Here is a 25,688-nt window from a genome sequence, read left to right on the forward strand (position 1 = left end):
CTACTCCTGAGCTTTTGTTGCTGAGGAATTAATTAAATAACGTCCTGCATCAATAACAATTTCATCGCCTTCCATAAGACCTGACAGCACTTCTACAGTATTTGTTTTAGTATCTATTCGGCCAATTCGTACCTGATTTAATACTATTTTATCGTTACTTACACGATACACAGAGGTTAAGTCACTGACTTGATGAATCGCCGATAATGGCACCACCAGACTCTTTCTACTGGGAAAGGCCACGGTTACTTTGATCCATTGCCCCACGATGATATCTTCGATATCAGCGGCATTTAGATTGACTCGCACTTGATGTTGATGAGTGAGTGGATCGGCAAATTGATACACATTAATATCACCGGAAGTGATTTCATTACCATTAGGTAATTGAATCGCAACTTGTGCTTGTTGTTGAAGCTGAGCAATATCTTGTTGTGGGACTTGAAATACCGCTCTGAGGTGTTGAGTATCATAACCAGAGAACAGTGCCTGACCATAAGATATTGTTTCACCTTGCTCAACAAAACGTTGAGTCATTCGGCCACTAAAAGGCGCACTCACGACTGTGTAATTTAAGCTTTCTTTGGCTTGTATTAATTGTGCTTGAGCAGCACTCACAGCTTGTTTGCTTGATTTTGCTTTGGCTGTGGCTTCATCCATGGCGCCTTTTGATATAGCCCCTTTAGGAAATAGGGCTTTATAGCGCGCATATTGTGCTTGTGCCTCAGTGTTTAGTGCTTCTGCTTTAGCCAGTTCAGCTTCCGCTCCCGCGAACCCAGCACCTTGCTCTTTATTAGTGATTTCCAGTAAAGACGCGCCTTGTGGTACTAAATCATTAACATCAAAATGGATATTAATAATCCTTCCTGAGGTTTGGGCTGAAATCGTTGCCGCTTTAATTGCTTCAATTTTTGCATCGTATATTCGCGGTTGATTTTGTTCGGAATATGCTAATTTTAATGTATTAACATCATAGGCTTGCACTGCAAGAGGTAATGCTATTGTGGTGAGGATAACACCGAGGAATAAATAATTTGTTAACCGAGACATATGAAAAGCCTATTTTTGAGTCTATAAGAAAATTCTAATGGACTTTATGCCGTTACGCAACCGATATATTAGAATTATTTTATATATTAGATCTTAATCATATTACGGAGATAAAAAAACCGCCAATTATTGCTAAATGGCGGTTTGGATAAAAAAGGATGATACTTTTTTAGTCCGTGGTGAATGAGCTAAAAAAGGCAGTCAATACTCATGGTTAAAGAGCACTGATTAACAAGTGCTAACTAAAAGCTGTAGTTATATTGTACTGAATAATAAACAGCATTTGATCGCGTTTGTGCTGAAATTTCACTGCTATAACCAGGTATTTGAGCAAGAAGCTTACTGTCTTCTAATACGGTAACATCTTCTCCGCGCACAAAAGCGATGCCTAAATCAACGCTCGATTTTTGGCTTAAGTCGTAACTGACGCCAGCGGTATACCAAGTACGATCAGAATCAGGAATTGATAATGATGAATGCTGATTCACAACACCTTGATCCGATGCTAAACCTGCGCGCAAAGTGAGATCTCGAGTGAGATTATAAGTTGCCCCTAAGCTTAAAAACCATGAATCCTTCCAGTGGTATTCTTTTAAGTCGGCTTGGTCAACACCATTGGCACCATCTTTAACGACGATTTTGTCAAACGAGCTCCAATTGGTCCACTGAGCCGTATAATGTAGCGCGAATTTATCCGTTAGCTGGTGAAAACCGGCAAACTGAGCAATATCTGCGATAGGAATATCAATTTTATTGTATTCAGTGTACTGATAATTTACATCGCCTTTGGCGGTAAGTTTTGGGCTAATGCGGTAGCTTAAACCAAAACGATTATCTGGATTAACTTCATACACCACACCAACAATCCCACCTAAAGCCCAACCATCGGCATCAACATCCACTAAGTTGCCGATCTGTGGATTGTCGCTTTTACGTGTGAGGGTTCCGCTACCATAAACGGCATCAACACCGAAGCCAAAACTGAACTCATCATTGACGCGATAAGACATGCTCGTGTTGAAATTAACGGTAACGACTTCTGTGTTACCTAATAAATCAACTGGAGTTGGAAGTGGCACAGCATTGCCACTTATAGTCGGTGTTTTATTGGCTAAGTTGCCTAAATCAGTGCCGGTGCCATAGTTACTGAATACCGCAACTCCGAAGGCCATTTTGTCGTTAATCGGGTTGATATAATAGAAATTCGGAATAACTTTTGCGTCAGCAGCGCTGTGTTCACTGCCAAAGGCGACATCTTGACCGCCAAAATTGCCTTTTGCATCCGATACCGACACATCGATATCAGCATAAACGACACCTAAAGATAATGCGGTTTCATCAAAGAGAGCCATAGCTGCAGGGTTACGAGATAAAACTGAGGCATTGTCAGCAATAACAGCATCCCCAGCCATTGCACGACCGATACCGGTAGCTGATTGACTATTTAACTGAAAACCGGCGGCTGAGGCTTGTACACTGATTAAGCTTATTGCGGTAGCAATGAGAGTCTTGTGGAATTTATTCATTATTATGTCCATTTATTATTACCGTTTTGTTCAAAGTTTATCCGCTTCAAACATTTGACGGTCAAAATTTAGGGCATCTTAGGTAAATGTGAACTATGTAACAACTCCGACCAGATGTTAGTTATTGTTAATATTAAGTTAATTCTAGTTTTTAGTCGTGAATTAGGTGTTTGATAGCATGGCAGTATATGTGAATTTCAGCTCCATTTTCGGCGATAACGACACCCTGGTTAGCTAAAGTTAAATTTTATTCATCGTGGATGTTAAGTAACTGCTGGATTAAATTCATAGTATTAAGTTGCTCATAAATACTCAATTAGCCGTCATGGTAGGGGTTGTTTTTACAGCTTATTTACTCGGGTTGAGTTGGGCAAGGTATGATGAGAAGGTAACTCAACTTCTATTAAAGAAGCTGAGTTACCAAGAAAACTTTTAATGCCATTATTGCGTTTTCAAAGACTCACGAAAAGCACTGAAATCAGCGATAGTTTTATCAGTGGGTGGTGATATTTTACTGACGATTACGCCCACTAACATAGCGAAAATAAACCCTGGGACAATTTCATATAGCTCAAAAATACCGCCAGTCATTTGTTTCCAAACCACAACAGTTATAGCACCTACTAAAATCGTTGCAATTGCACCGTTGCGGCTATAGCCTTGCCAAAACAGCGATAACAGCACTACTGGACCAAATGCAGCACCAAACCCGGCCCATGCATAACTGACTAGCCCTAAAACACTGCTTTCTGGATTAAGCGCAACAACTCCAGCCACTAATGCGATGGCTATAACGCCAATACGACCGACTAACATTAATTCTTTACTACTGGCTTGTGGACGCAACCATTTAAGATAAAAATCCTCGGTGATCACGCTAGAGCAGACTAACAACTGCGAATCGATAGTACTCATGATGGCAGATAAGATAGCTGCAATAAGCAAACCACCAACCCAAGGGTTAAACGCGGCATGGGCTAAATGAATAAACACGGTTTCTGAGTTTTCAAGTGGTTCGGCGGCAAAATAAAGGCTGCCGGCAATGCCTGTTGCTAAGGCACCAAATAGTGACACTATCATCCAAGTCATGGCAATACGCCGAGAAAGGACTAAGTCTTTTGGGCTGCCGATAGCCATAAAACGAGACAAAATATGCGGTTGCCCGAAATAACCTAACCCCCAAGCCAGTAAAGACACAAGGCCAATAACAGTGGTGTTCTCATTAATAAACGACAACATCGCCGGGTCTATCTGTTCAAAACCTGCTTGTGTATCTGGCTGACTAAAGATGGATACGGGCACAATAATTAAGGCTATTAACATTAAGCAGCCTTGAAAGAAGTCAGTCCAACTAACCGCAAAAAAACCGCCGACAAAGGTATAAGATACAATAATAAATGAGCCTATTAATAAGGCGACGGTATAATCGAGACCAAAGACTTTTTCAAATAATATTGCGCCGCCGACCATGCCTGAGGAGGCATAAAAAGTGAAAAAGATCAGAATCGTTAATGCGGAGACTAATTTTAATAGCCCATGAGAGTCATTAAAACGGTTCTCAAAAAAGTCGGGTAAGGTTAGTGAATTATTGGCCACTTGGGTATAAATACGCAGACGCTTAGCGACAAATAGCCAATTAAGCCAAGCGCCAAATACTAATCCAAAACCAATCCATGCTTCACCCAAGCCACTTAGATAAACTGCCCCTGGCAAACCCAGTAATAACCAGCCCGACATATCTGATGCACCCACACTAAGTGCGGTGACTGCGGGCCCCATTTTTCGTCCGCCAAGAATATAATCATCGACAGTATCGGTTTTGCGGTAGGCCCAGTACCCAATACCCATCATTAAGGCCAAGTATCCTATAAAGGTAATGAGGATCGGTGTTTGAATATCCATATAGTTCTCAAGAGATTATTTTTGTGTTCGACATGCTAGCAGAAGTTAGAGATAGTTCACACTTTGAATTATTCAAGTGTAAAAAAAATCCGCTATTCAATGAAGTAGCGGATTTTAGATTGTCACCGACAGTGTTTAAATAAAGGTATTTTCAACTTCTTTTTTGACAAACTCAAGATTAGAAGCTGGTTCTCCCACCAAGACCATATAGGCATCGGCTGTTTGAAAACTTTGACCTTTATATTGGTTATCAGCAAAAGCTTCTTCTAATACAATACGCTTCTCAATGGGCACAATGAACAAGGTGACCTTATTGCCATTCTCGTCAGCCATGACTAAATGCAATGATTTGACACCTTGAAAATCACAATATGAGGTGAAAAAAACACGCCCTGGTTGTTTGATAAACTTTGAGTCATTCAATCCATCGACACTGGCGAGTTTAAAATTAACATCATTAAAGCCAATATCCTGTTCCATGATTAATGCTTTGGTTTCATGGTGTACATGAGCTAGCGAGTTTTCGCTTAAGTTTACTGGCGTAAAACGTAATAAACTAAAACTGACTCCGACGATAAAAGCCACTGATGCAGCCATCGCCATCATGTAGCGAGTATGTTTTTTACTTTGTTGATGTTGGCTTAATTGCTGTCGCAAAATCAATTTATCAGCCAAATCATCTGGGACACTAATATTGAGTGCTTGCATGAGTTTATGGTCAAATGCTTTTAGATCTTTGATAAATTTTGCATCATCTTCATGTTCAGCTAAATGAGTTAAAAATTCATCTGACTGATTATTGGGGTCACCGTATGCTTGGCGACGAAACTGTAGATCATCCATTTGATTGACCTCTTACCTCAGGTGCTTCGAGAGCGTCTTTTAACTGGTTTCTGGCTCTAAATAAGCGCGTCATTACCGTATTTCGATTCAGTTCAAGTATGGCGGCAATTTCATCGCCACTAAACCCGCCAATAAGCTGCAATAACAAAGGTTCTCGGTATTCAATATCGAGTTTACCAATTTGACGACGCAACCAATACTGTTCAGTGTCTTCTTCATGACTTGTGGATAATACATCCTCAAGTAAATCTTGTTCTACGTCGCTGTAGTTAAATTGTTTACGTTCAAAACGTCTGGCATTTTCACGCCTTAAAATTGTGATCAGCCATGCCTTAGCAGCTTTATCATCGTTTAACGAGTCTAAAGACCGCCACGCTCTTAAGAACGTCTCTTGGGTGATATCCTCAGCAACATGTTTATCACCACATAACCAAAAGGCGTAGCGAAATATGTCGGTATGAAGTGCCCTGACAAGGCTATCGTATCGTCGTTGTTTTGTTAGCATCTCAGATAAGACCGCGGGTTCGGACTTTTTCTTTCGCAGGGAATCGAACATTTTTTAACTTTGTTGAGTTAATAATAACTAACAGCTTAAAAAGCGGGGGGATTAATAGCAAGCTAAATAGCAGAACCTGTCTGCTATTTAGCGTTTAAATATTAGGGATTTAGTTGTTTAATTAATGATTTTTTACCTGCATCAGGTTGCCGATAAGCCAAAATGGCATCCATAAGTGATTTTTTGTCAATTGCTTGTGGATGATTACTGTATTTATCTGCTTGTAATTTATTCAGTGCCGCCGACAATTGCTCAGATAATCCACTGATTTGCGTTAGCGTCATAAATTTTCCTAAGCGTTCACTAAAATAGCCTTGTACTGCGACAATAGCAGCACTGCTATCGTTACGGTCACATGCATCGATAATGGCATCGAGGCCTTTTGCGGTTGTTTTAGGCTTTGTGTTTTGACTTTTATTGTCATCATCTGTGTATGGCTGTGCTCGGTTTGCCGATACCGCCTTACGCCATAATACTAAGGTGATAAGCCATAACATCCCCAGAACGGCACTCAATAGTGGCCAATATCCGCGACCTTGAACTGCGCTAAAATTATCAACGGGTGGAATGTCTGTGGTTGCCGTTGAGCTGCCGATTACGTTAATTGTTCGTTCTGGTAACGTGGCAAATTGTTGTTTTTTAAGATGTGGGTTCCACCAAGGTACACGGATCTCAGGTAGGGTATAGGTTCCTGGTTTTGTTGGCACAATCGCGGTAGTGATACTGTATTGCGACACGACTTGGTTGTCGCGAACAAAAGTTTGTCTTACTGGTTTTTCTGGGTAGGCTTTTAAGCCTTCAGTCAGCGGAATATCAATATCTGGTAAACTGGTGTCATCAGTATTGGATGCGATTAAACTAATTGAACGGGTAATTGGGCTACCGACTTCAAATTCACTAACATCTTCTGGCCAAGTTTCTTTTAATACAGCAATATCACTGACTAACCATTTTCCTTTATAGCTTGGGGGAATAGGGTTGATTTGAATTACCTGCCTTTCGGCTGCAGTTTGTATTGGTCGACTTTCATTAAAACCAAACATACCTCCACGCCTAGGAGCCTCGACAATAACATCACCCGAAAAGCCGGCGCCATTAATCACCAACTCTCCAGGCAGATCAGCAATAATCCCATAAGTACGTTCAATCACTCTAAAACGGCGGCCATCGACAATTTCGCTTCCGTCTTTATCCTCACCGATTTGCTTGATTTGTGCCCCTTCAATGGCTGGAGCACTGAGCACTCCACGTTGTAATTCTACTGCAAGATACAATTTTACTTTATAGGTGATTAACTGGCCGACATAAGCATCAGAGGCACTCGTCGATATTCTCATGAATACATTTTCAGCTTTGTCGGCTGTTGTGCCTTGTGGGATCACTTTAAGATTAATCGGGTTTGAACTCACGCCTTTGATGTTAAATGCGGGAATAGTGATATTACCTACTGATTTAGGTGATAATAATATCTGCCAACGAGTTTCTTTTGTGGTGTCAAAATTAACCATTTTGGTACTGCGACCTACACTGGTTCTGCCGACAATAAAGTTTTTCAGTAATATCGAAGTGTCTAATTCGTTGGCACTGAGATCGTCGTCAGCAGTTACATCGAGTACGAAGTATTCACCTGCAACCACAGGGTTACGGTCTACAGTTGCTTGTACTTGGCTCATTGCAAATACAGGGGCTGCAATAATCAATAGCAATAAGCTAAAAAAAGTTCTAATTACCACTGTTCATTATCCTCACGTGGTTGACTGTTTTGACGACGTTTTTGATATTCAAGTTGCATTTTATTACGGATTAATACTTGGGGATCTTCATTGATAGCGCGAAGAGCCCTTTCCATGTCCGCTGGCAGTGAATCTTGATTCATCTGCGATGCTGATACCATTTCAGCTGGTTTATCTTGCGAATTACCTTCGGCGTTTGCAAGGTCAGAAGCCTTAGCTGCGCTCATTTTCTGTTTATCATCAGTAGGCTGATCTTCATTTTTGCTCGCACTGGCTTGCATGCTAGATTCATTACTTTCAGGTGAGTCTTGCGATTGATCATTTTTGGGTGAGCCCTTGTTATCATTAGTATTTGGTGATGATTGTGGCTCTGAGCTATTTTGTTGTGAGTCATTTTTTTGCTCACCTGACGGCTGATCATTTGATGCTGATTGAGATTGTTTTTCATCTTGCTTTTGATCTTTTTCAGCTGACTTATCGCTGTCAGAGGAGCTATCATTACTGTCTTTAGATTGAGTTTCAGCGCGCTGATCTTGGTTTTGCTGACTCGATTGGTCTTGCTGATCTTGCTGGTTTTTTTGTTCACCGGGCTGAGACTTATCCGGTTCTGACTGTGGTGATTTGTCTTTATTAGAAGATTGCTCAGAAGATGAGTTTTGATCATCTTTTGAGTCGGATGAGCCTTGTTGTGATTTATCCGACTCTTGTTCTGATGAGTCTTTTTTCTGTTGTTCGAGCAGTTGTTGAGCTAAGGCTAAATTCTGTTCAGCTTCGATAAAAGGTGATTGCGCGGCAATCGCTTTTTGATAACGAGTAATGGCTTCTGGGTAGTCTTTCAACTGCATCAATGCATTACCTTGGTTGAATAATCCTTGGGCAGTATTATTTTGTTCAAACTCAGCCAGTGCCTGTTGATAATTACCCGCTTTGTAATGTGCAGAGGCGCGCCATTGAGTGTCTTTAAATGTGTCAGCAGCTTGAGCAAACTCACCTTGCTGAAAGGCCGATTCGGCTTGTTGATCTTGGGTTTGCCATAAATCTTGCCACACCGACGCTTGTGCTGGTTGACTGTGAGTTAGGCCAAACGCCATTGCTGCAGACAATAGCAAAACAGGATTAAGCATAACCGTTAATAATCCTTGTCTAAAACTCATTAATATTGGGATGACTAATAACATTGCCAGATATGGCCCGAGATCTTGCCAAGTCTCACCAGCGAGTTCTGTTTCACTCGCTTTGCCGTCTGAGGCTAACCATTGTGTAAGAGTTGAAATATCGCTGCCATCTGTTTGCGCTGGCACTAGGATACCCTGATGTTGCTTTACTAGTTTTTGTAATAAACCATAATCGGTTTTAGCGACAACCACTTCATTACTGTTATCTCGCAATAACTGACCATCAGCTAAACGGATCGGGGCGCCTTGTTTACTGCCAAATGCCATAATGGATAAACGATAGCGGTCGTTGACAGCACTGGTTGCTTGATTAAATTGCTGTGCAGAAATGCCATCGGTCATCACTATAATGTCGCCACTGACATGGCCACCTTGAGCTAATAGTTTCTCTGCCAGTGATAATGCTGCTGCTAAATTAGATCCTTTGGTTGGCATAATATCAGGTGATAATGTGGGTAATAAATTTAAAATGGTGCTGCTATCACGAGTTAACGGGCTGATAGTGTAAGCGTCACCAGCGTAGGCAATGAGTCCTGTTTCGCCTTCTTTGAGTTCGTTTAGTAAATCGGTAGCTCTAAATTTGGCATAAGATAAGCGATTCGGGCTTAAGTCCGTGGCATACATAGACTGCGACATGTCCATAATGAGCACTCTACCTTGCTCAGTAGCAAATACCGGCAAACTTTGTTTATTCAACGCTGGGCCGGCAAGCGCAATCACTGCAATTATCCAGCAGGCAATCAGTATCCATTTAGGTTGATGAGTTTTCTCCACGGTTTGGGTCACCAGTAACTGACTTAAATGCGGGGAGATATATTGTTTCCATGCTGATTGCTGGCTATGTCTACGCCAAAATAATGCACTTAATATCAATACTGGAATCATGCCCAATAGCCATTCAGGGCGAATGAAATGTATCATTGTTGATCCGCCTCTTTGCTAGACTTGATTTTAGGCCATAACTGATTTGGCCATTGTTGCTGCAGACTAATTAAGAAGCTGATTAGTAATGACATTAATAAAGGCCAATAAAATAATTCACTTTTTGGGCGGTAACTTAATTGATCTCGGCTTACCGGCTCTAACTTGTCTATTTCTTGATAAATGCTGTTTAACTCTTCACTGTTACGAGCTCTAAAATATCGACCTTTAGTGATGCTGGCTAATTTTTTGAGTTGCTCCTCGTCTAAATCCATTGAAGGATTAATTCGCTCTTTACCAAAAATAGTACGCCGTTCTAACATTTCAGCGCCCACGCCAATAGTGTAAATGGTGACATTACGTTTAGCCGCAATTTGGGCTGCGACTTCGGGGTCAATATTGCCAGCATTATTAGAACCGTCAGTGAGGAGAATTAGTACACGGTTACTTTCATCGACTTTATCAAAACGTTTTACCGCTAAGGCAATCGCTTCACCAATAGCGGTTTGCTTGCCTACTAGGCCTATTTGCGCATCATCTAAAAACGTGGCTACAGAGCGGCGATCTAGGGTCAACGGTGCTTGTAAATAGGCATGGTCTGCAAATAATATGAGTCCGAGCCGATCTCCTTTTCGACGCTCAATAAAATCACTTAATACATGCTGAATTAACGTAAATCGATTAACCGTTTGCCCGTTTATCACCATATCTTCAATTTGCATACTGCCTGATAAATCAACCGCCATCATTAAATCACGACCTTTGGCGGGTAATTCAATCGGGTCTCCTAACCATTGTGGCCTTGCGATTGCTAATAGAATAAAAGTCCACATTAACCAATACCGTTTACGACTCACTTTGTGTTTGACCGCCCTTGAGTGCGTCATCGTAGTAGCGATGCCTGGTAACTGTAAATGTCCACCGACACTGTCTATATTAATACGCTTAATCAATAACGGCAGTGGCAGTAAGAGTAATAACCATGGCCAGTAAAATGCTAACATTTGGCCTCCTGATGTGGATTGTTGGATATTAAGGTCGCATCACTAAAAGCATGCTTATTGTTGAGCCAAGCTTGTGCTAACTGGAGTAATTGGGCTTTTTCGGCTTGATCTAAGCCGCTCGCTTGGTGACGCTTAACGAGTAATTGTCCTATTTTATGTTGTTGATCTGGCGCGAGACGAGTATCTAACCAATCAAACCAAGGTTGACCATTGAGTTTAGCGAGGTGTTCTCGTGGTAGATAAGTTAATGCGGTACGCTTGAGTAAGCTATTGACTTGTGATGCAAAGCTATTATCTTCGACATTATAACTTTGTAAAAGTGTTAGGGCTATTTTGCGTGGTGCATGATATTGATGTTGTTTATATAAACGCTTGCCCAACCAAACGGCTAAAATAATCAATACGGCTGCGATTATCCAATATCCTGGCGCAATCGGCATGGTGCTGATCGGGGCGGGTAACGCAATATCGTGCAATTGAGCTAAAGCCGATGCGTTGGCATCAATTGGCATTGGTTGTGATGGTATGTTTGGCGTGGTCATTTAACGTAAAATATCCAATTGGGCACTGAGCGGTTTAGCGGCATCAATTAATTTTGGTTGCACTTTAATCAAATTCATTAAAGCAAAAAATTGTTGTTGCTGCGCTTGTTGATTCGCTAACCAAGCCTCGTAACTTTGCCGAGTTAAGGTCAATTGTTGTTGGCCATCTCGAACGGGTAAGGCAAATTGTTTTGGTAACGCCAAGGTTCCTTGTCTTAATGGATCGGTTACCACAAATGCTCCGATATCACAGTGACGTGATAACTCAGTTAATGGTGCTAAGCATTGTTGGTTAATATGTTGACCGTCGGTAATAATCCAGATTAGAGAACCAGGTTTTGCAATACGTTGTAAACGTTGACAGGCTTTAAACATATGGCCTGGATCAGGTGACAATTGATTAATTTGCTTTAATTGCTGCTGATGAACATCAATTAACCCCGACGTTAATTGCAAAATACCTTGGCGGCGACTTCGCGGTTTAAGTTCTAAGTGATTAGTTTCACTGGCGATTAACGCCCCAAGCCTGTCGCCATTATTGATTGCATTCCAACCTAATGTGGTCGCTAAATGGGCTATCTGGACAGATTGAAGTACTAATTGCGAGCCAAAATATGAGCTGTGGCTCAAATCTATCAACAGCAGGATAGGACGTTCGCGTTCCTCCACAAATAACTTAGTGTGCGCAACTCCGGTTCGCGCAGTTACTCGCCAGTCAATGGTTCGAACATCATCACCATTTTGGTAATGACGAACTTCAGCAAACTCCATACCGCGGCCTTTTATTTGACTGCTTCGATGACCCGACAAGGCTGCTTTTGCCCGCGACTTATGATCGGGGAGGGCGCGCGACAAGCTTTGGCAAGCAATTAATTCTTGCTCATTTAAGCTCATACCATCACTGTAAAGGGGTAATGAGTAGGTTTGGTTCATCATAATCTAATTATGCTCAATAATAAGTGCACCTATTGCAACATCTACGGTACGGCAACTTGACTCAGAATATGATCAATCACTTGATCTGCCGTAACACCTTCAGCTTGAGCTTGATAGCTGAGTAACAAGCGGTGCCGTAAAACATTGGGCGCAACCGCTTGAATATCTTCTGGCGATACAAAGTCTCGTTCATACAGCCAAGCGCGTGCTCTTGCACAACGTTCTAATGAAATCGTGGCGCGTGGACTGACGCCATACTCGAGCCATTTTGCTAAATCTGCGCCATATCTTGCTGGTTGGCGAGTCGCCATAATAATCTCAACGATGTACTTTTCGAGTGGCTCAGCTAAATAAATATCTAATGCCTGATCTCTTGCTGCAAAAACATCTGCTTGCGCAACAGGATCTATCGTTGGTAATTGGTGTGTCTTAGCCTCTTTACGGGACTGGCGTAAGATTTCGCATTCGGTTTCGGCATTGGGGTAATCGAGGTTTAAATGCATTAAAAAACGATCTAACTGTGCTTCAGGTAAGGGGTAGGTACCTTCGTTTTCGAGTGGGTTTTGAGTTGCCATGACTAAAAAAAGTGGCGGCAGAGGATAACTGTGTTTTCCTACAGTAACTTGGCCTTCAGCCATGGCTTCTAATAAAGCAGATTGTACTTTGGCAGGGGCTCGGTTAATTTCATCTGCAAGGATTAAGTTATGGAAAATGGGCCCTGCTTCAAATTCAAATGTACCGGTTTGTTGGCGATAAATATCGGTACCGGTTAAATCGGCAGGCAGCAAATCGGGCGTAAACTGAATACGATGAAACTCACCTTCGACACCGTCGCATAGTGCTTTTACGGCTCGCGTTTTTGCTAAACCTGGTGGACCTTCAACTAATAAATGACCATTTGCGATAAGTGCTATCAGCAAGTTTTCTGTTAATACGGGTTGACCTAAGACAACAGTATCTAAATAGGCGCGGAGTGAGTGAAAACGACTTAACGGCATAGTAGTACTCAATTTATTTAGTTGGCATTGGGTGTATTAAATCCTATGTTATGAATTCTATTGGTTTTTGGCTAGTAGGATTAACACAATTTAACTCTTTATGAAGTAGATAGTTGTAAACGCCTGTTTAAAACCGTTCAATAAAAAGTTAGAATCAGGTCACACTTTGATGGTCTGACCAGATTATCTGGCAACATATAAACTTACCGGCTGAGCCGAGATGAGCTAACAATAATAGAGGGTGACACATGAGTGATAGACAACAAGTAACGAATTCCCGGGGTGAACGCATTGCGATTGTTGCCGGTTTAAGAACACCATTTGCAAAACAAGCAACAGCCTTTCATGGCGTATCTGCGCTAGATATGGGCAAAATGGTGGTAAATGAGTTGCTGTCTCGCTCTGAAATTGATCCTCAATTAATTGAACAACTAGTGTATGGCCAAGTTGTACAAATGCCAGCAGCGCCAAATATAGCCCGTGAAATTGTACTGGGTACCGGAATGAATGTGTCAACTGATGCCTATTCTGTCACTCGAGCTTGTGCAACTAGTTTCCAGTCTGCGGTTAACGTCGCTGAGTCAATTATGACTGGCAACATTGAAATCGGTTTAGCGGGTGGTTCGGATTCTTCTTCTGTGTTACCGATTGGTGTATCAAAGAAGCTGGCACATGCTTTAGTCGACTTAAATAAAGCACGCACTTTTAAGCAGAAATTTGCGATTGCACGCCGTTTAGGTTTGAAAGACTTAATGCCTGTCCCGCCTGCGGTTGCTGAATATTCAACGGGTTTGTCTATGGGGCAAACCGCAGAACAAATGGCTAAGACTTATAGCATCAGTCGTGCCGATCAAGATGCATTAGCGCATCGTTCACATACATTAGCCACTGACACCTGGAATTCTGGCGTGCTTCAACAAGAGGTGATGACAGCTCATATTCCACCTTTTAAACAATTTATTGACCGCGATAATAATATTCGTGAAAACTCTGTATTAGAGTCTTATGCCAAATTACGTCCCGCATTTGATCGTAAACACGGTACCGTGACTGCCGCGAATAGTACGCCATTAACTGATGGTGCATCGGCAATCATTTTAATGAGTGAAGGTCGAGCCAAAGCTCTAGGTTATCAGCCAATTGGCTATATCAAAAGTTATGCATTTACCGCTATTGATGTTTGGCAAGATATGTTAATGGGGCCGTCTTATGCCACGCCATTAGCACTAAAACGCGCAGGAATGGAATTAGAAGATTTAACCCTCATTGAAATGCACGAAGCATTTGCGGCGCAAACATTAGCTAACATGCAAATGTTTGCTTCAAAGAAATTTGCTGCAGAGAAGTTAGGTCGTAGTCGCGCCATTGGCGAAATCGACATGAGTAAGTTTAATGTTTTGGGGGGCTCGTTGGCTTATGGCCATCCTTTTGCGGCAACCGGAACACGTTTGATTACCCAAGTGTGTCGAGAGCTTAAGCGTCGTGGTGGTGGAACTGGATTAGCGACAGCTTGTGCCGCAGGTGGTTTAGGTGTTGCAATGATTTTAGAGGTGGAGTAATGAGCATGGAAAAAACATTTAATTTAGCTCGTCGTGACGATGGTATTGCGATTTTAACAATGGATGTTCCTGGTGAAACCATGAACACCTTAAAAGAACAATTTGGCCCTGAAATTAGTGACATCTTAACCGAAATTAAAGCTGATAATAGTATTAAAGGCTTGGTAGTTATTTCTGGCAAGGCGGATTCATTTGTTGCTGGTGCTGATATCACAATGTTAGCCGCTTGCAAGAGTGAAGCTGATGCCAAAGCATTGTCACAACAAGGTCATGTGGTTTTTTCTGAGCTTGAAGGCTTATCCATTCCGGTTGTTGCCGCTATCAACGGTGCTTGTTTAGGCGGTGGTTTAGAGTTAGCGCTAGCGTGTCATTTACGTGTATGTAGCGATGATAAAAAAACCATGCTAGGAGTGCCTGAAGTACAACTGGGTCTGCTGCCTGGCGGCGGTGGTACACAGCGTTTACCTCGATTAGTCGGAATTGCAACTGCGTTAGATATGATGCTTACTGGCAAGCAAATTCGTCCTAAACAAGCATTAAAAATGGGTTTAGTGAATGATGTTGTCCCTAACTCTATTTTGCTTGAAACTGCGATTGAGTTAGCAAAAAAAGGCAAACAAGCTGCAAAACCTGTGGTGCAATCTAAAATTAATCAGTTTTTAGAATCATCTTCGTTTACTCGCGATATTATGTTTGATCAAGCTCGTAAACAGGTAATGAAGAAAACTCAGGGTAATTATCCTGCACCTGCCAAAATTATTGATTGTGTTCGCCAAGGTATGAATAAAGGCATGGTGAAAGGGCTTGAGGTTGAAGCGACCCATTTTGCTAATTTGGTGATGTCAAAAGAGTCTGCTGCATTACGTAGCTTGTTCTTTGCCACTACGGAAATGAAAAAAGAAACCGGTGCTGAAGGCGCTGTGCCACGTAAAGTTAAAAAAGTAATGGTATTAGGTGGTGGTTTGATGGGCGGTGGTATTGCCTCTGTTACGACTACTAAAGCTAAAATTCCAGCACGTGTAAAAGACATTTCAGAGCAGGGACTCAGTAACGCACTATCATATGCTTACAAGCTTTTAGATAAAGGCGTAAAACGTCGTCATATGACACCCATCGCGCGTGATAATGTCATGGCATTAATGACAACAACCACTGAATATACCGGTATTAAAGATGCCGATATCGTGGTTGAAGCGGTATTTGAAGACTTAGCGCTTAAACATAAAATGGTTCAGGATGTTGAGCGTGAATGTGGTGAAAACACCATTTTTGCATCGAACACTTCATCTTTACCTATTGGTCAGATTGCTGCAGCGGCAAGCCGTCCTGAAAATGTGATCGGTTTACATTATTTCTCTCCGGTAGAAAAAATGCCCTTAGTTGAAGTGATTGCGCATAAAACCACATCACCCGAAACCATTGCTACTACAGTGGCGTTCGCACGCAAGCAAGGAAAGACACCTATCGTAGTTCAAGATGGTGCTGGTTTTTACGTTAACCGTATTCTAGCCCTGTATATGAACGAAGCGGCACAGTTATTACTTGAAGGTCAGCGTGTTGAGCATCTAGATCGCGCGTTAGTCAAGTTTGGTTTCCCTGTGGGGCCAATGACGTTGCTCGATGAAGTGGGCATTGACGTAGGAGCTAAAATTTCGCCAATTTTAGAAAAAGAGCTCGGCGATCGTTTTAAAGCCCCCGCAGCCTTTGACAAGTTATTAGCCGATGACCGTAAAGGTCGTAAAAATGGCAAAGGTTTCTACCAATACGGGCCTAAAGCTAAAAAAGCCAAATTGGTTGATGAATCAGTTTATAAGGTACTCGATATCGCAATAGCTTCAGATAAAGAAGCAAAAGATGTTGCAGAGCGTTGTACCATTCAAATGCTTAATGAAGCCGTTCGTTGTCTGGAAGAGGGGATTATTGCCTCTTCAAGAGATGGTGACATCGGTGCGATATTCGGTATTGGCTTCCCCCCATTCTTAGGTGGCCCGTTCCGTTATATCGACACCTTAGGTGCAAGCAATTTAGTGGCAACTTTACACGGCTATCAATCACTCTACGGTGACCGTTTCGCACCGTGCGACACTTTAGTCAAAATGGCCAGTGATGGAAGCCAATTTTATAAAAAGTAATAAGGCTGTTTTTATTTAGCGAATAAAAAGTTATCAAGTTGTAAAAAAGCGGCAATTGTTTGCCGCTTTTTTATTTATTTAAGGCATGCTTTTGCCTGATTTTTAATCAGATAGATGCCTCTTTAGGGTGTAATACTCATTGTTGATGATGATAGCGTAAACTATTATGTGGGTGATATTTCGCCATTAAGCTGTCATAACTTGGATCTGATGGCGTTAATATTATGACTTGCGAGTCAAAGATGAGTCGTAATGATGTGCTGGTAGGGATGAGATTTACTGAGTTATTTAATTTACTGACTTATTTGGAGTTAGCGATAATGCAGTTCAGTTGGTTATTCATGCTTGTTTTATTGAGTATTAGTAGTGGTTTTCTATTTGGTTTTGCAGCTTATAAGCATGGATTAGCAGTAAAGCGGTGGGGATGTGTTGGTTGTATACTAGGGCCACTTACTTACCCATTGTTTAGCACACACAAACGCTTAGCTGATATGAAGGTTTGGCGATATGGCCGTTATAGCATAGAAGGCTAATCTCATTTCAGTTTGTTATATCAAAATTCACATTTCAAATAACAAAAAAGGAGCTTATGCTCCTTTTTTATGGCTGATGGTTAACCATCAGTATTTTAAGAATTACTTCCACCAAGCTCTGGCTTGGATAACTTCAAGGTGATTTAAACCTTCAGGCAATTTTACTTTTTTACGAGCTGGTTTTGCTAAACCAAGTGCTATTTTTAGAGAAGTAAACATAGGGTTCTCCTTAAGCTATTTGAGTGTCTAGGACTTTGATGTATGGAATGCCAGCAGTTTGAGTGTCTAGGACTTTGATGTATGGAATGCCAGCAGTTTGGGTGTCTAGGACTTTGATGTATGGAATGCCAGCAGTTTGGGTGTCTAGGACTTTGATGTATGGAATGCCAGCAGTTTGGGTGTCTAGGACTTTGATGTATGGAATACCAGCAGTTTGGGTGTCTAGGACTTTGATGTATGGAATACCAGCAGTTTGGGTGTCAAGGACTTTGATGTATGGAATGCCAGCAGTCTGGGTGTCAAGGACTTTGATGTATGGAATGCCAGCAGTTTGGGTGTCAAGGACTTTGATATATGGAATGCCTGTTATCTGATCCACATTATTCTGAACAGTAGTATTTATTAGTAGAGTTTTAGCTTTTACATTATCTACCGCATTAGGCATAGCAATACTTGCAAAAGTTAACGCAGATAAAACTGCTACTGTAATCATTCCTTTAATCATTTTAATCTCTCTTATATTTAGTAATTCAGGCTCAGGGTTAAATAACAATATTATTTTGACAACTGAACTTGTATTTGCATTTGTTATGCCAAATATAAGAGAGAGTGATTTATTTTTTTATTTGGATTTCGTTGATGGTATCAAACTTAAGTTTATCGGCAGCAAGCATTAGCTCAAAGTCGGCTTCTCTAATAGGTTTGCTGTATATATATCCTTGAATTTCCTCACAATTAAGTGCTTTTAAGATGTTTAATTGAGCCGTTTGTTCTACACCTTCACCTACCACAGTCAGTCCCATATTGTGGGCTATGGTAATAATTGAATCGACCATCTTGAGATCTCTGTCGGATTTATCAATGTCATCGACAAAGGTTTTATCAATTTTTAAGCAGTTAATCGGGAATCTTTTTAGATATGACAAAGAGGAGTAACCGGTACCAAAGTCGTCAAGTGCCAAGCTAACGCCCATTTTTGCTAATTGTTGCATCACCTTAATCGCTTGCTCTGGATTTTTAATCACAGTCCCTTCAGTGATCTCAAGTTCTAAGTGTTTAGCTGGTAATTTTGTGAGTCGTAAAATTGACTCTATTCGTTGTTGCAGATCAGGAAGAGCAAATTGCCTTGACGATAAATTGACAGCGACTCTGCCACTAAACAGGCCTGATTCGAGCCATTTTTGCGCGGCAAAGCAAGCTTTTCTTAGCACCACGTCACCAATTTCAACAATCAAACCATTTTCTTCGGCCAAAGGAATAAATTCATTCGGTCCTATCAAGCCTAATTTAGGATGATTTAATCTTACTAATGCTTCCATACCGGTGAGACGATCTTTCTTCACATCAATTTTAGGTTGGTAATAGACTTCAAATAAATCGTCTTTGAGTGCTTCTCTGATTAAGGTTTCTATTTCAAGTTGACGTAATGCGTTTTGGTTTAATGATTCTGAATAGAACTGATAGCGATTACCACCGCCAGATTTTGCGTGATACATGGCGATGTCTGCTTTACGTAATAATGCTTGCTCGTTTTGCTCATCTTCAGGGTAAAGCACAATACCAATACTAATACCGAGTACGAGTGAATCATTATTAAGAATAAAAGCCGGCTTTAAACAATTAATCACTTGTGTGGCAATGGCGGCGCATGCACCTATATCAGGATGTTGATCGACGAGTAAGGCAAATTCATCTCCTCCAAGGCGGTATAGGCTGGCATGTTTGGGAATGGCTAATTTAATTCTCTCTGCTACACCAATTAATAAATCATCACCAATCTGATGGCCTAAAGAATCGTTAATACGCTTAAAATTATCTAAATCAAGCACCATTAACGTATGATGAATATCTTTTTTGACTAGGTTACTTAGTGTGACTTGCAAACTAGAACGATTAGGTAAACCGGTAAGTAAGTCATTGTTGGTCAGCTTTCTGAGCTCTTCTTCCTGTTGTTTACGACGTGTTATATCTGAGAAAACACCGACATAATGGCTGGTTTCACCTTGTTCATTGTAGATGGCATCAATGGTTAGCTCCATTAAGAAAAAATTGTCTTTACCTTTACTGGCTTCAATTTCGCCGCTCCAACGACCTTGTTGTTTTAGTAAGTTTCTTATTTGTTCAGAATAGCTCGCTGGATAGCGAGAGAAGTTGAGTATTTCATCGACAAATTTTTCTCTTGTTAATTCACTGAGTTCACAGCAAGCTTCATTTACTTCAACAAATTGATATTTTTCATCAAGAATAAACATCCCCTCAGAGATATTTTCAATAGCTCTTGCGAATAAACGCAATTGCTCTTCTGCTTGTTTTATATTATTAATATCTTTAATCGTGCCAGTCATACGCAAAGGTCGATCTTTTTGATCGCGCTCGACAATTTTTGCTCTATCTAAAATCCATATCCATTGCTGGTTACGTGCTTTGACTCGATATGCTATTTCAAAATGGTCTGTCAGTGCGCTAAAGTGATCATTTAACGCTTTGGTCACCCGTTCTCTATCGAGAGGGTGGATATTACTTTCTTCATCAGGATTACCCGAGCGACGGCCGTCTTGAGGGAAGTCTAAAGAGCCCCAGATGTTCGAGCGGTAAATTTTGCCACTTTCAATATCCCAATCCCACATTTCATCGCCACTTCCCCACAAAGAAAGTTTTAACCGCTCTTCGCTTTGTGCTATTTGTTTTTGGATTTGTCTACGGCGGATAATTGCTCTAACAGATAAAGATATTATTATTATAAAAAATAAACTGTATGCAAGTTTAGCTTGTATGGATAACCACCATGGGGGCGTAATAAAAACAGATATACTTCTAACATCAGATTCTTTACCTGATAATATGTCTACAGCATAGACTTTGAATGTATATTCCCCAGCTGATAAATTAGTATATGTTACAGTATTATTCCCTTTGGTAGATAGCCAGTCTTTTTCCAAATCTTCTAAATAATAAAAAAAATCATAGTTGTTATTTAGATTCCCTAATATATTAAACTTTATTGTGAAAGGGTAGTCTGAATACTTTAACGTTATTTCACCCTGTTCATTTAATGGTTTATTTAGTATACCTTCTCCTATTCCTACTGGGGTGTTAAATAGAAGTAGTTCTTGAAAGATAATTCCTTTTCTTTTTTCGGTTTTCAACTTTTTTATAATATCATCAGGATTAATTAAATTAACTCCATTGTTACTGCCTAGTAATACATTATCATTTAATACCAGTGCTGCTTGAGTGTTATAATCTTCTGATGAACCATTGTTCATTCCGAGAGTATAGTTAATATTATCATCAAGATCTATAATGTTAACTTCTCTATTGGATGCGGCAATTATTTTGTTATTTATTTTTGTTAATGAATATATTATTTTATTTCTATCAAGAACTTTTGATATTTCTAAATTTTTTTCATCTTTTATTAAATAAACAGAGTTTCTAGTACCAAAATAAATACCCTTATCGCCTTTAAGTATGTTGAAAACAAAATCGCCGTCAAATATGGATGTGATTTTATTGTTTTTATATCTGAGCAAGCCATTTTGAGACGCGATCCACAGAGAATCATTTATTACTAGAGTGTCATAAACTGGATATCCTGACTTTGTATTTATAACGTCATATACTTCTCCACTAAGTTTCATTTTGTACACATTGCCTGTGAATGTAGAAACATACAAAAAATCATCAAACTTCTTTATGTTAAATACTGTTTCATTGATTATTTTTTTCTCAACGCCAGTGTTTAAATTAAATTGGTACAGCCCGGATGATGTCCCAATAAAAATATTTTCATGGTCGACTAATATTGATTTAGGACCATGAGGGACTTTAATTTTTTTCTTATCTATAAGTGTTAGGTTTTTGTTGTAAATGTTTAGAGTACTATTGTCGCCGATTAAAAATATTTTTTGTTCATTCGATGTTAATGACCAAATGCTTTTTTCGATATTTATCTTTTTTATGTAGTTTGCATTGTGCGCAATTTTTAAAAAACCATCGTTATAATTTGATATATAAAAATTATTGTCGTATTCTTTTATGAATGTTTTCTTTAGTTTTTCTTTTTGTATGTTTATTTGCCCTGTTTTTTTTGCAATAAATTCATCATTATAACTTAAAATGTATATTTCATTCGTATTTATAGCTAATGATTTATTACCAATGTAAGGGGTTATACTTGTTAGTTTAATGTTAGATATTTTTTTGGGGTAGGTGGCAATATCAAATACACCTTCGTTGGTGACTGCAATAATCTTTTCGTTGATTAAAGAAATATCATTTGTATTTGATAGTATCTTGTTAAGTGTTCCATCAATAATGAAAAACAAGACACCTTCATAGTTTCTTAAATATATTTTATTATTAAATTTAATAATGTGTTTTATTTCACCTAATATACTATTATCAACGGAATAGTTTATTTTTAAGTTTTCATTGTTATAAGATATAAATTTGCCATTCAAGCCAATAAAAACTTCATCATCTTGCTTTGATATTGACCAAATGGCTTGTTCACCAATTTGAGTTGAGATACTGTTTTTAGTGAATGATTCTGTTTCTTTGTCAAATTGAACGAGACCTTTATCTGTCCCGATTTGCAGAACACCATTGTCATCAATCAGTAAATTACGAATAAATGAGCTGGGTAGAGAATTTGCATTATCATTGGCATAGAATTGCTTAAATTCATTACCGTCGAAACGATTTAAGCCATTGATTGTACCAACCCATACATAACCCTCCGCATCTTCAACGATCGCCGTTACGGTGTCCTGGGATAAACCATCTGCAACGCCGTAGTTAGTATAATTTAGCAGTAGATCGAAGTTTGATTCTGTTTTTTCAGCTTCAATGGCTGTAGCGCCGAAGCTAAAAATAAAATAAACACATATGAAGAGTAAAATTTTAGGCATAATTTTTATACTTATTCTCTTTCGATGCCGCAAAGAAGTCGATGATTTGTCTACTTTTTCAGAAACTAAGGGCTTTGTCAAAAGCATGTTAACAAAAAAGGTCTGATTGATAGAATATTAGTCAATTATTACCATAAAATGCTTAAATAACTATTTTTTAATCAACTGGTTAACTAATACGAAAGTTTTATTTGGTATTTCGTACTATTAATTGTAGCTAAGACGATTTGTTAACATAATCGTAGCCTACTTGGTATATGACGCCTTTTAGCTAAAGACATTTGCTAAAACTGAAATTTATCAGCTTGCTGTTTAAATGTTTTTAAGTCTTCGATCATATTATCTGAACTTAAGCTTGCTTGATTGTGATGTTGATCTCCACTGTTAAATAGGACTAAACGATCACAATCTTTACTGCGCATGTGCGCAACCATAAACTTAATCAAGTCTGCTCTGGTGAGCTTTTCGACTTCCGATACGACCAATTCACGTTGATTAAATTTATAGTCTCGATTACCTAAGCTTACCCAGTAGCGTTGGCTGCGGGTTTTTAGGTTGGTATCGTGTTCCATGATTTGGCTAATCATGCCTTGCTTGGTGCTTTCCCATTGTTCATTCGTTATTTGCATCACTGCATAATTAAAGTCAGCGATGAATTCATCTATAGCTTCAAGAAGTTGCCTTGGCCCCGTAGTAGGAGACTGCACATAAAAAATTATTCCAGGGTGTCTGTTTAACGGTAAGTAACCTGTTCCCACCATATAGCCCAATTGCTGTTTTGTGCGCAGTTCATGAAAAAAGGTTGATGACATTGTATGGTTTAATAAACTGAATAATGCAACACGTTCGGGAGTCGCCTTTCGGGACTGATAGTAAACAATAATCGCGCTATCTTGATGAGCAATTGTTTTCTCCCGCAGTAATGAACCTCTTTTATCCAGATTAATCAATTCGCGTGATGCTTCTGCGCTTGGTTTTGTGACTAATGATAATAAATGCTGTAAGCGCTTGCCTAGTTGCTGCGCTTCTTCAACCAGCCAGTCACCGTATACTAGGCCTTCAAGATAAATTTTTTCATAAAATACACTTACATGTTGATGTAAATCATCAAGGCTTAGCAGCGTAAGTTCTTCAGCCATTCTGGCCGGTTCAAAACTTCTTTTTTGCAGTGTCACGGTTAGGCTGGTAAATAACTGTGATATCGGTTTGGCTTGAGCAACGTTATTCCAACTACGTAATATCTGATTTTTAATCATGTTAAAGCGTTGTTCGGTAAAGTTACGCTCGCGGGCTTTATTGATGATTAGAGTGAGCAGTTTTTCTTGGTTACCAGTAAAACCGGTTAAATGCAGAGTAATACCACCTTGGTGGGGGTAAATATTATAGTTAAGCCCAGCAACCTCTGCTTGGTATGTTGGTTCTGCTAGGTAATCAATTAGCATTTCAACGTACAGTCTTGTTAATGCTGCTTGTCTTGGTGTTGAGCTAGCTTGCTCTGAGTCTAGCGATAAATATAAATGCCCTTTAGGGACATTAAATTCATCATCTTTTTTATGCCAAATGCGATAACCTTCGCCTTCAGCAACAATGGTTGGTACTTGTGTATTGCTTTTGTTTGCTCGAGCTTGCGGATTGGCGACAATAAACGGATTTTTTTCAGGCAGCTTGAGCTCATCTCTTATGGAGACTAATGACCATTTTGCGATTTGCTGAGGCTGTAATGCTCTAACCTGATAAGGAGTGTTGTACCAATCAGCGTGACTATCGACTTGAGACTCTTTCGCTACCGTGAGCAAACGCATATTGCTCACCGACATCATGCCAAGCAGTTGTGTAGTTTCATCCTCGAGCATCTCATCCATACGATAGTCGCCATAGATAATGTCTTCAATATCGTAATGGTGCATGTTAATACTAAGATGACTCGCTAGATCCAAGGTTTTAATTTGTTCTTGAAACCGAAATGCCGTATCAAGTAAGTTGGCTCGTTCTTGGTAACGCCACGCTTGAATACCTTGCTGTTTAATTAGCTCTATGTATTCAAAAACACAGCTAACCACTTCATCAAGTTCTATCAATCCTTTATCGGTTAATTGTATGCTGATTGAGTAATCTTTAAAGTTGTAGCCGTTAACACCACCGCCAGCAGATAAATTATTGGCTAGCCCATGTATTTTTAAATACGAAAGCAAACTTCCCGGACTTTCATTACCGAGTAAGTGGCTGATAAATGTAAGCGGTTTACGTTTATAAAATTGGTCTATCTCTGGCAGGGAAAAACTAATACTGACTCGTTTTTGATCTTTTAACGGTATTATTTGTATGTGCTTTTGTTGTTCAGCCTTTGTTATCAAAGCTTCACAAGGATAGTGTTTACTTACATTTCTATTGAGGATGTTTGAAAAGTATTGCTCAACAATGCTTTCTAGTTTGGCTATAGGGCAGGGCGCTACCACGCATAATGTCATGATATTTGCGCTGTAATGTTGTTGATAAAAAGCCAGCAGTTCATCTCTTATGCCTGCTTGTTTGCCTGCTAAGGTTTTTTGGTTACCTACAGAGAATTTTGAAAACGGATGCTTTGGGTTAACGGTTTCTTTTTGGACTTGATAAACACGGCGAATGTCATCTTTTAATTTCAAACTGAATTCAGATTCGATTGCTTGCCTTTCTCTATCAACCAGCTCTAAATCAAACTTAGGTGCAATGAAAAATTGACTAAATCTGTCTAGTGAACCTTCTAAGGCTTCAGCGTTAATACTGTAGAAAAAATTTGTTTGTTCAGTACCTGTCCATGCATTATTACTGCCGCCATGTTGATTAATGTAAGCATGATACTCGCCTGAGTCTGGATATTTTTCAGTCCCTAAAAACAACATATGTTCAAGAAAATGTGCCATACCAGGACGCTCAACCGGATCGTCAAAATGACCAACACTTACCGCCATAGAAGCAGCGGCTTGATTTGATTGCATATCTTCAACCAGCAGTACTTTGAGTTGGTTATTTAACACTCGATATTGGTACTGGCGATGATCATTTTGGCTTTTATAAACTGCTGGAAATTCAGGCAAGAGGAGGCTCCAGAAAAGATAACTTGTTATATATTGATCTTGTTATTACTTTTTAGCAAATTACCTTGGGCA

General features: G+C 39.8%; 17 protein-coding genes. 3 read left to right on the forward strand and 14 right to left on the reverse strand.

Going from position 1 to position 25,688, the window contains the following annotated elements:
* The 11 genes from H5114_RS14495 to H5114_RS14545 all read right to left on the reverse strand — a co-directional run bounded on the left by H5114_RS14495 (position 1) and on the right by H5114_RS14545 (position 13,186).
* Positions 1 to 1,050 (reverse strand): efflux RND transporter periplasmic adaptor subunit, encoded by a 1,050-nt coding sequence (locus H5114_RS14495; RefSeq protein WP_182723289.1) that lies wholly within the window; start codon positions 1,048 to 1,050, stop codon positions 1 to 3.
* A gap of 242 nt (positions 1,051 to 1,292) precedes the next feature.
* Positions 1,293 to 2,576, reverse strand: a complete 1,284-nt coding sequence (locus H5114_RS14500; RefSeq protein ID WP_182723290.1) for an OmpP1/FadL family transporter — start codon at positions 2,574 to 2,576, stop codon at positions 1,293 to 1,295.
* Positions 2,577 to 3,017: 441 nt separating this feature from the next.
* Positions 3,018 to 4,478 (reverse strand): sodium/proline symporter PutP, encoded by a 1,461-nt coding sequence (gene putP, locus H5114_RS14505; RefSeq protein WP_124016311.1) that lies wholly within the window; start codon positions 4,476 to 4,478, stop codon positions 3,018 to 3,020.
* Between the two features lie 135 nt (positions 4,479 to 4,613).
* Positions 4,614 to 5,321, reverse strand: a complete 708-nt coding sequence (locus H5114_RS14510) for a DUF3379 domain-containing protein (RefSeq protein ID WP_182723291.1) — start codon at positions 5,319 to 5,321, stop codon at positions 4,614 to 4,616.
* Positions 5,314 to 5,877, reverse strand: coding sequence for a sigma-70 family RNA polymerase sigma factor (locus tag H5114_RS14515; protein WP_124016313.1), 564 nt, complete (start codon positions 5,875 to 5,877; stop codon positions 5,314 to 5,316). The genes H5114_RS14510 and H5114_RS14515 overlap by 8 nt, the downstream gene beginning before the upstream one ends.
* Positions 5,878 to 5,978: 101 nt before the next feature.
* On the reverse strand, positions 5,979 to 7,610 hold the full coding sequence (locus tag H5114_RS14520; protein WP_182723292.1) for a BatD family protein: 1,632 nt from the start codon (positions 7,608 to 7,610) through the stop codon (positions 5,979 to 5,981).
* Complete coding sequence (locus tag H5114_RS14525; RefSeq protein ID WP_182723293.1) at positions 7,604 to 9,706, reverse strand: VWA domain-containing protein; 2,103 nt, start codon at positions 9,704 to 9,706, stop codon at positions 7,604 to 7,606. Before H5114_RS14525 ends, H5114_RS14520 begins: the two co-directional genes overlap by 7 nt.
* On the reverse strand, positions 9,703 to 10,710 hold the full coding sequence (locus H5114_RS14530) for a VWA domain-containing protein (protein WP_182723294.1): 1,008 nt from the start codon (positions 10,708 to 10,710) through the stop codon (positions 9,703 to 9,705). The genes H5114_RS14525 and H5114_RS14530 overlap by 4 nt, the downstream gene beginning before the upstream one ends.
* Positions 10,704 to 11,252 carry a DUF4381 domain-containing protein gene (locus H5114_RS14535; protein WP_182723295.1) on the reverse strand — a complete coding sequence of 183 codons (549 nt, stop codon included), beginning with the start codon at positions 11,250 to 11,252 and terminating at the stop codon, positions 10,704 to 10,706. Before H5114_RS14535 ends, H5114_RS14530 begins: the two co-directional genes overlap by 7 nt.
* A complete protein-coding gene (locus tag H5114_RS14540) occupies positions 11,253 to 12,188 on the reverse strand; it encodes a DUF58 domain-containing protein (RefSeq protein ID WP_182723296.1) in 936 nt (311 codons plus the stop codon).
* Between the two features lie 41 nt (positions 12,189 to 12,229).
* Positions 12,230 to 13,186 carry a MoxR family ATPase gene (locus tag H5114_RS14545; RefSeq protein ID WP_182723297.1) on the reverse strand — a complete coding sequence of 319 codons (957 nt, stop codon included), beginning with the start codon at positions 13,184 to 13,186 and terminating at the stop codon, positions 12,230 to 12,232.
* Positions 13,187 to 13,434: 248 nt separating this feature from the next.
* Here H5114_RS14545 and fadI point away from each other — a divergent pair, with 248 nt between their 5' ends.
* The 3 genes from fadI to H5114_RS14560 all read left to right on the forward strand — a co-directional run bounded on the left by fadI (position 13,435) and on the right by H5114_RS14560 (position 17,410).
* Complete coding sequence (gene fadI, locus H5114_RS14550; RefSeq protein WP_182698072.1) at positions 13,435 to 14,745, forward strand: acetyl-CoA C-acyltransferase FadI; 1,311 nt, start codon at positions 13,435 to 13,437, stop codon at positions 14,743 to 14,745.
* Between the two features lie 5 nt (positions 14,746 to 14,750).
* On the forward strand, positions 14,751 to 16,877 hold the full coding sequence (gene fadJ / locus H5114_RS14555; RefSeq protein WP_182723298.1) for a fatty acid oxidation complex subunit alpha FadJ: 2,127 nt from the start codon (positions 14,751 to 14,753) through the stop codon (positions 16,875 to 16,877).
* A 242-nt stretch (positions 16,878 to 17,119) separates the two neighbouring features.
* On the forward strand, positions 17,120 to 17,410 hold the full coding sequence (locus tag H5114_RS14560) for a hypothetical protein (RefSeq protein WP_235781780.1): 291 nt from the start codon (positions 17,120 to 17,122) through the stop codon (positions 17,408 to 17,410).
* A gap of 229 nt (positions 17,411 to 17,639) precedes the next feature.
* Here H5114_RS14560 and H5114_RS14565 read toward each other — a convergent pair whose 3' ends face one another.
* The 3 genes from H5114_RS14565 to H5114_RS14575 form a co-directional block, all read right to left on the reverse strand.
* Positions 17,640 to 18,122: a hypothetical protein gene (locus H5114_RS14565; protein ID WP_182723299.1), complete on the reverse strand. Its 483-nt coding sequence runs from the start codon at positions 18,120 to 18,122 to the stop codon at positions 17,640 to 17,642.
* A 121-nt stretch (positions 18,123 to 18,243) separates the two neighbouring features.
* Complete coding sequence (locus H5114_RS14570) at positions 18,244 to 22,542, reverse strand: EAL domain-containing protein (protein WP_259395307.1); 4,299 nt, start codon at positions 22,540 to 22,542, stop codon at positions 18,244 to 18,246.
* A gap of 284 nt (positions 22,543 to 22,826) precedes the next feature.
* A complete protein-coding gene (locus H5114_RS14575; RefSeq protein ID WP_182723301.1) occupies positions 22,827 to 25,616 on the reverse strand; it encodes an insulinase family protein in 2,790 nt (929 codons plus the stop codon).
* Between the last annotated feature and the right edge of the window lie 72 nt (positions 25,617 to 25,688).

The organism is Shewanella sp. SR43-8, assembly GCF_014163775.1.
GTDB classification, from domain to species: Bacteria; Pseudomonadota; Gammaproteobacteria; order Enterobacterales; family Shewanellaceae; genus Shewanella; species Shewanella vesiculosa.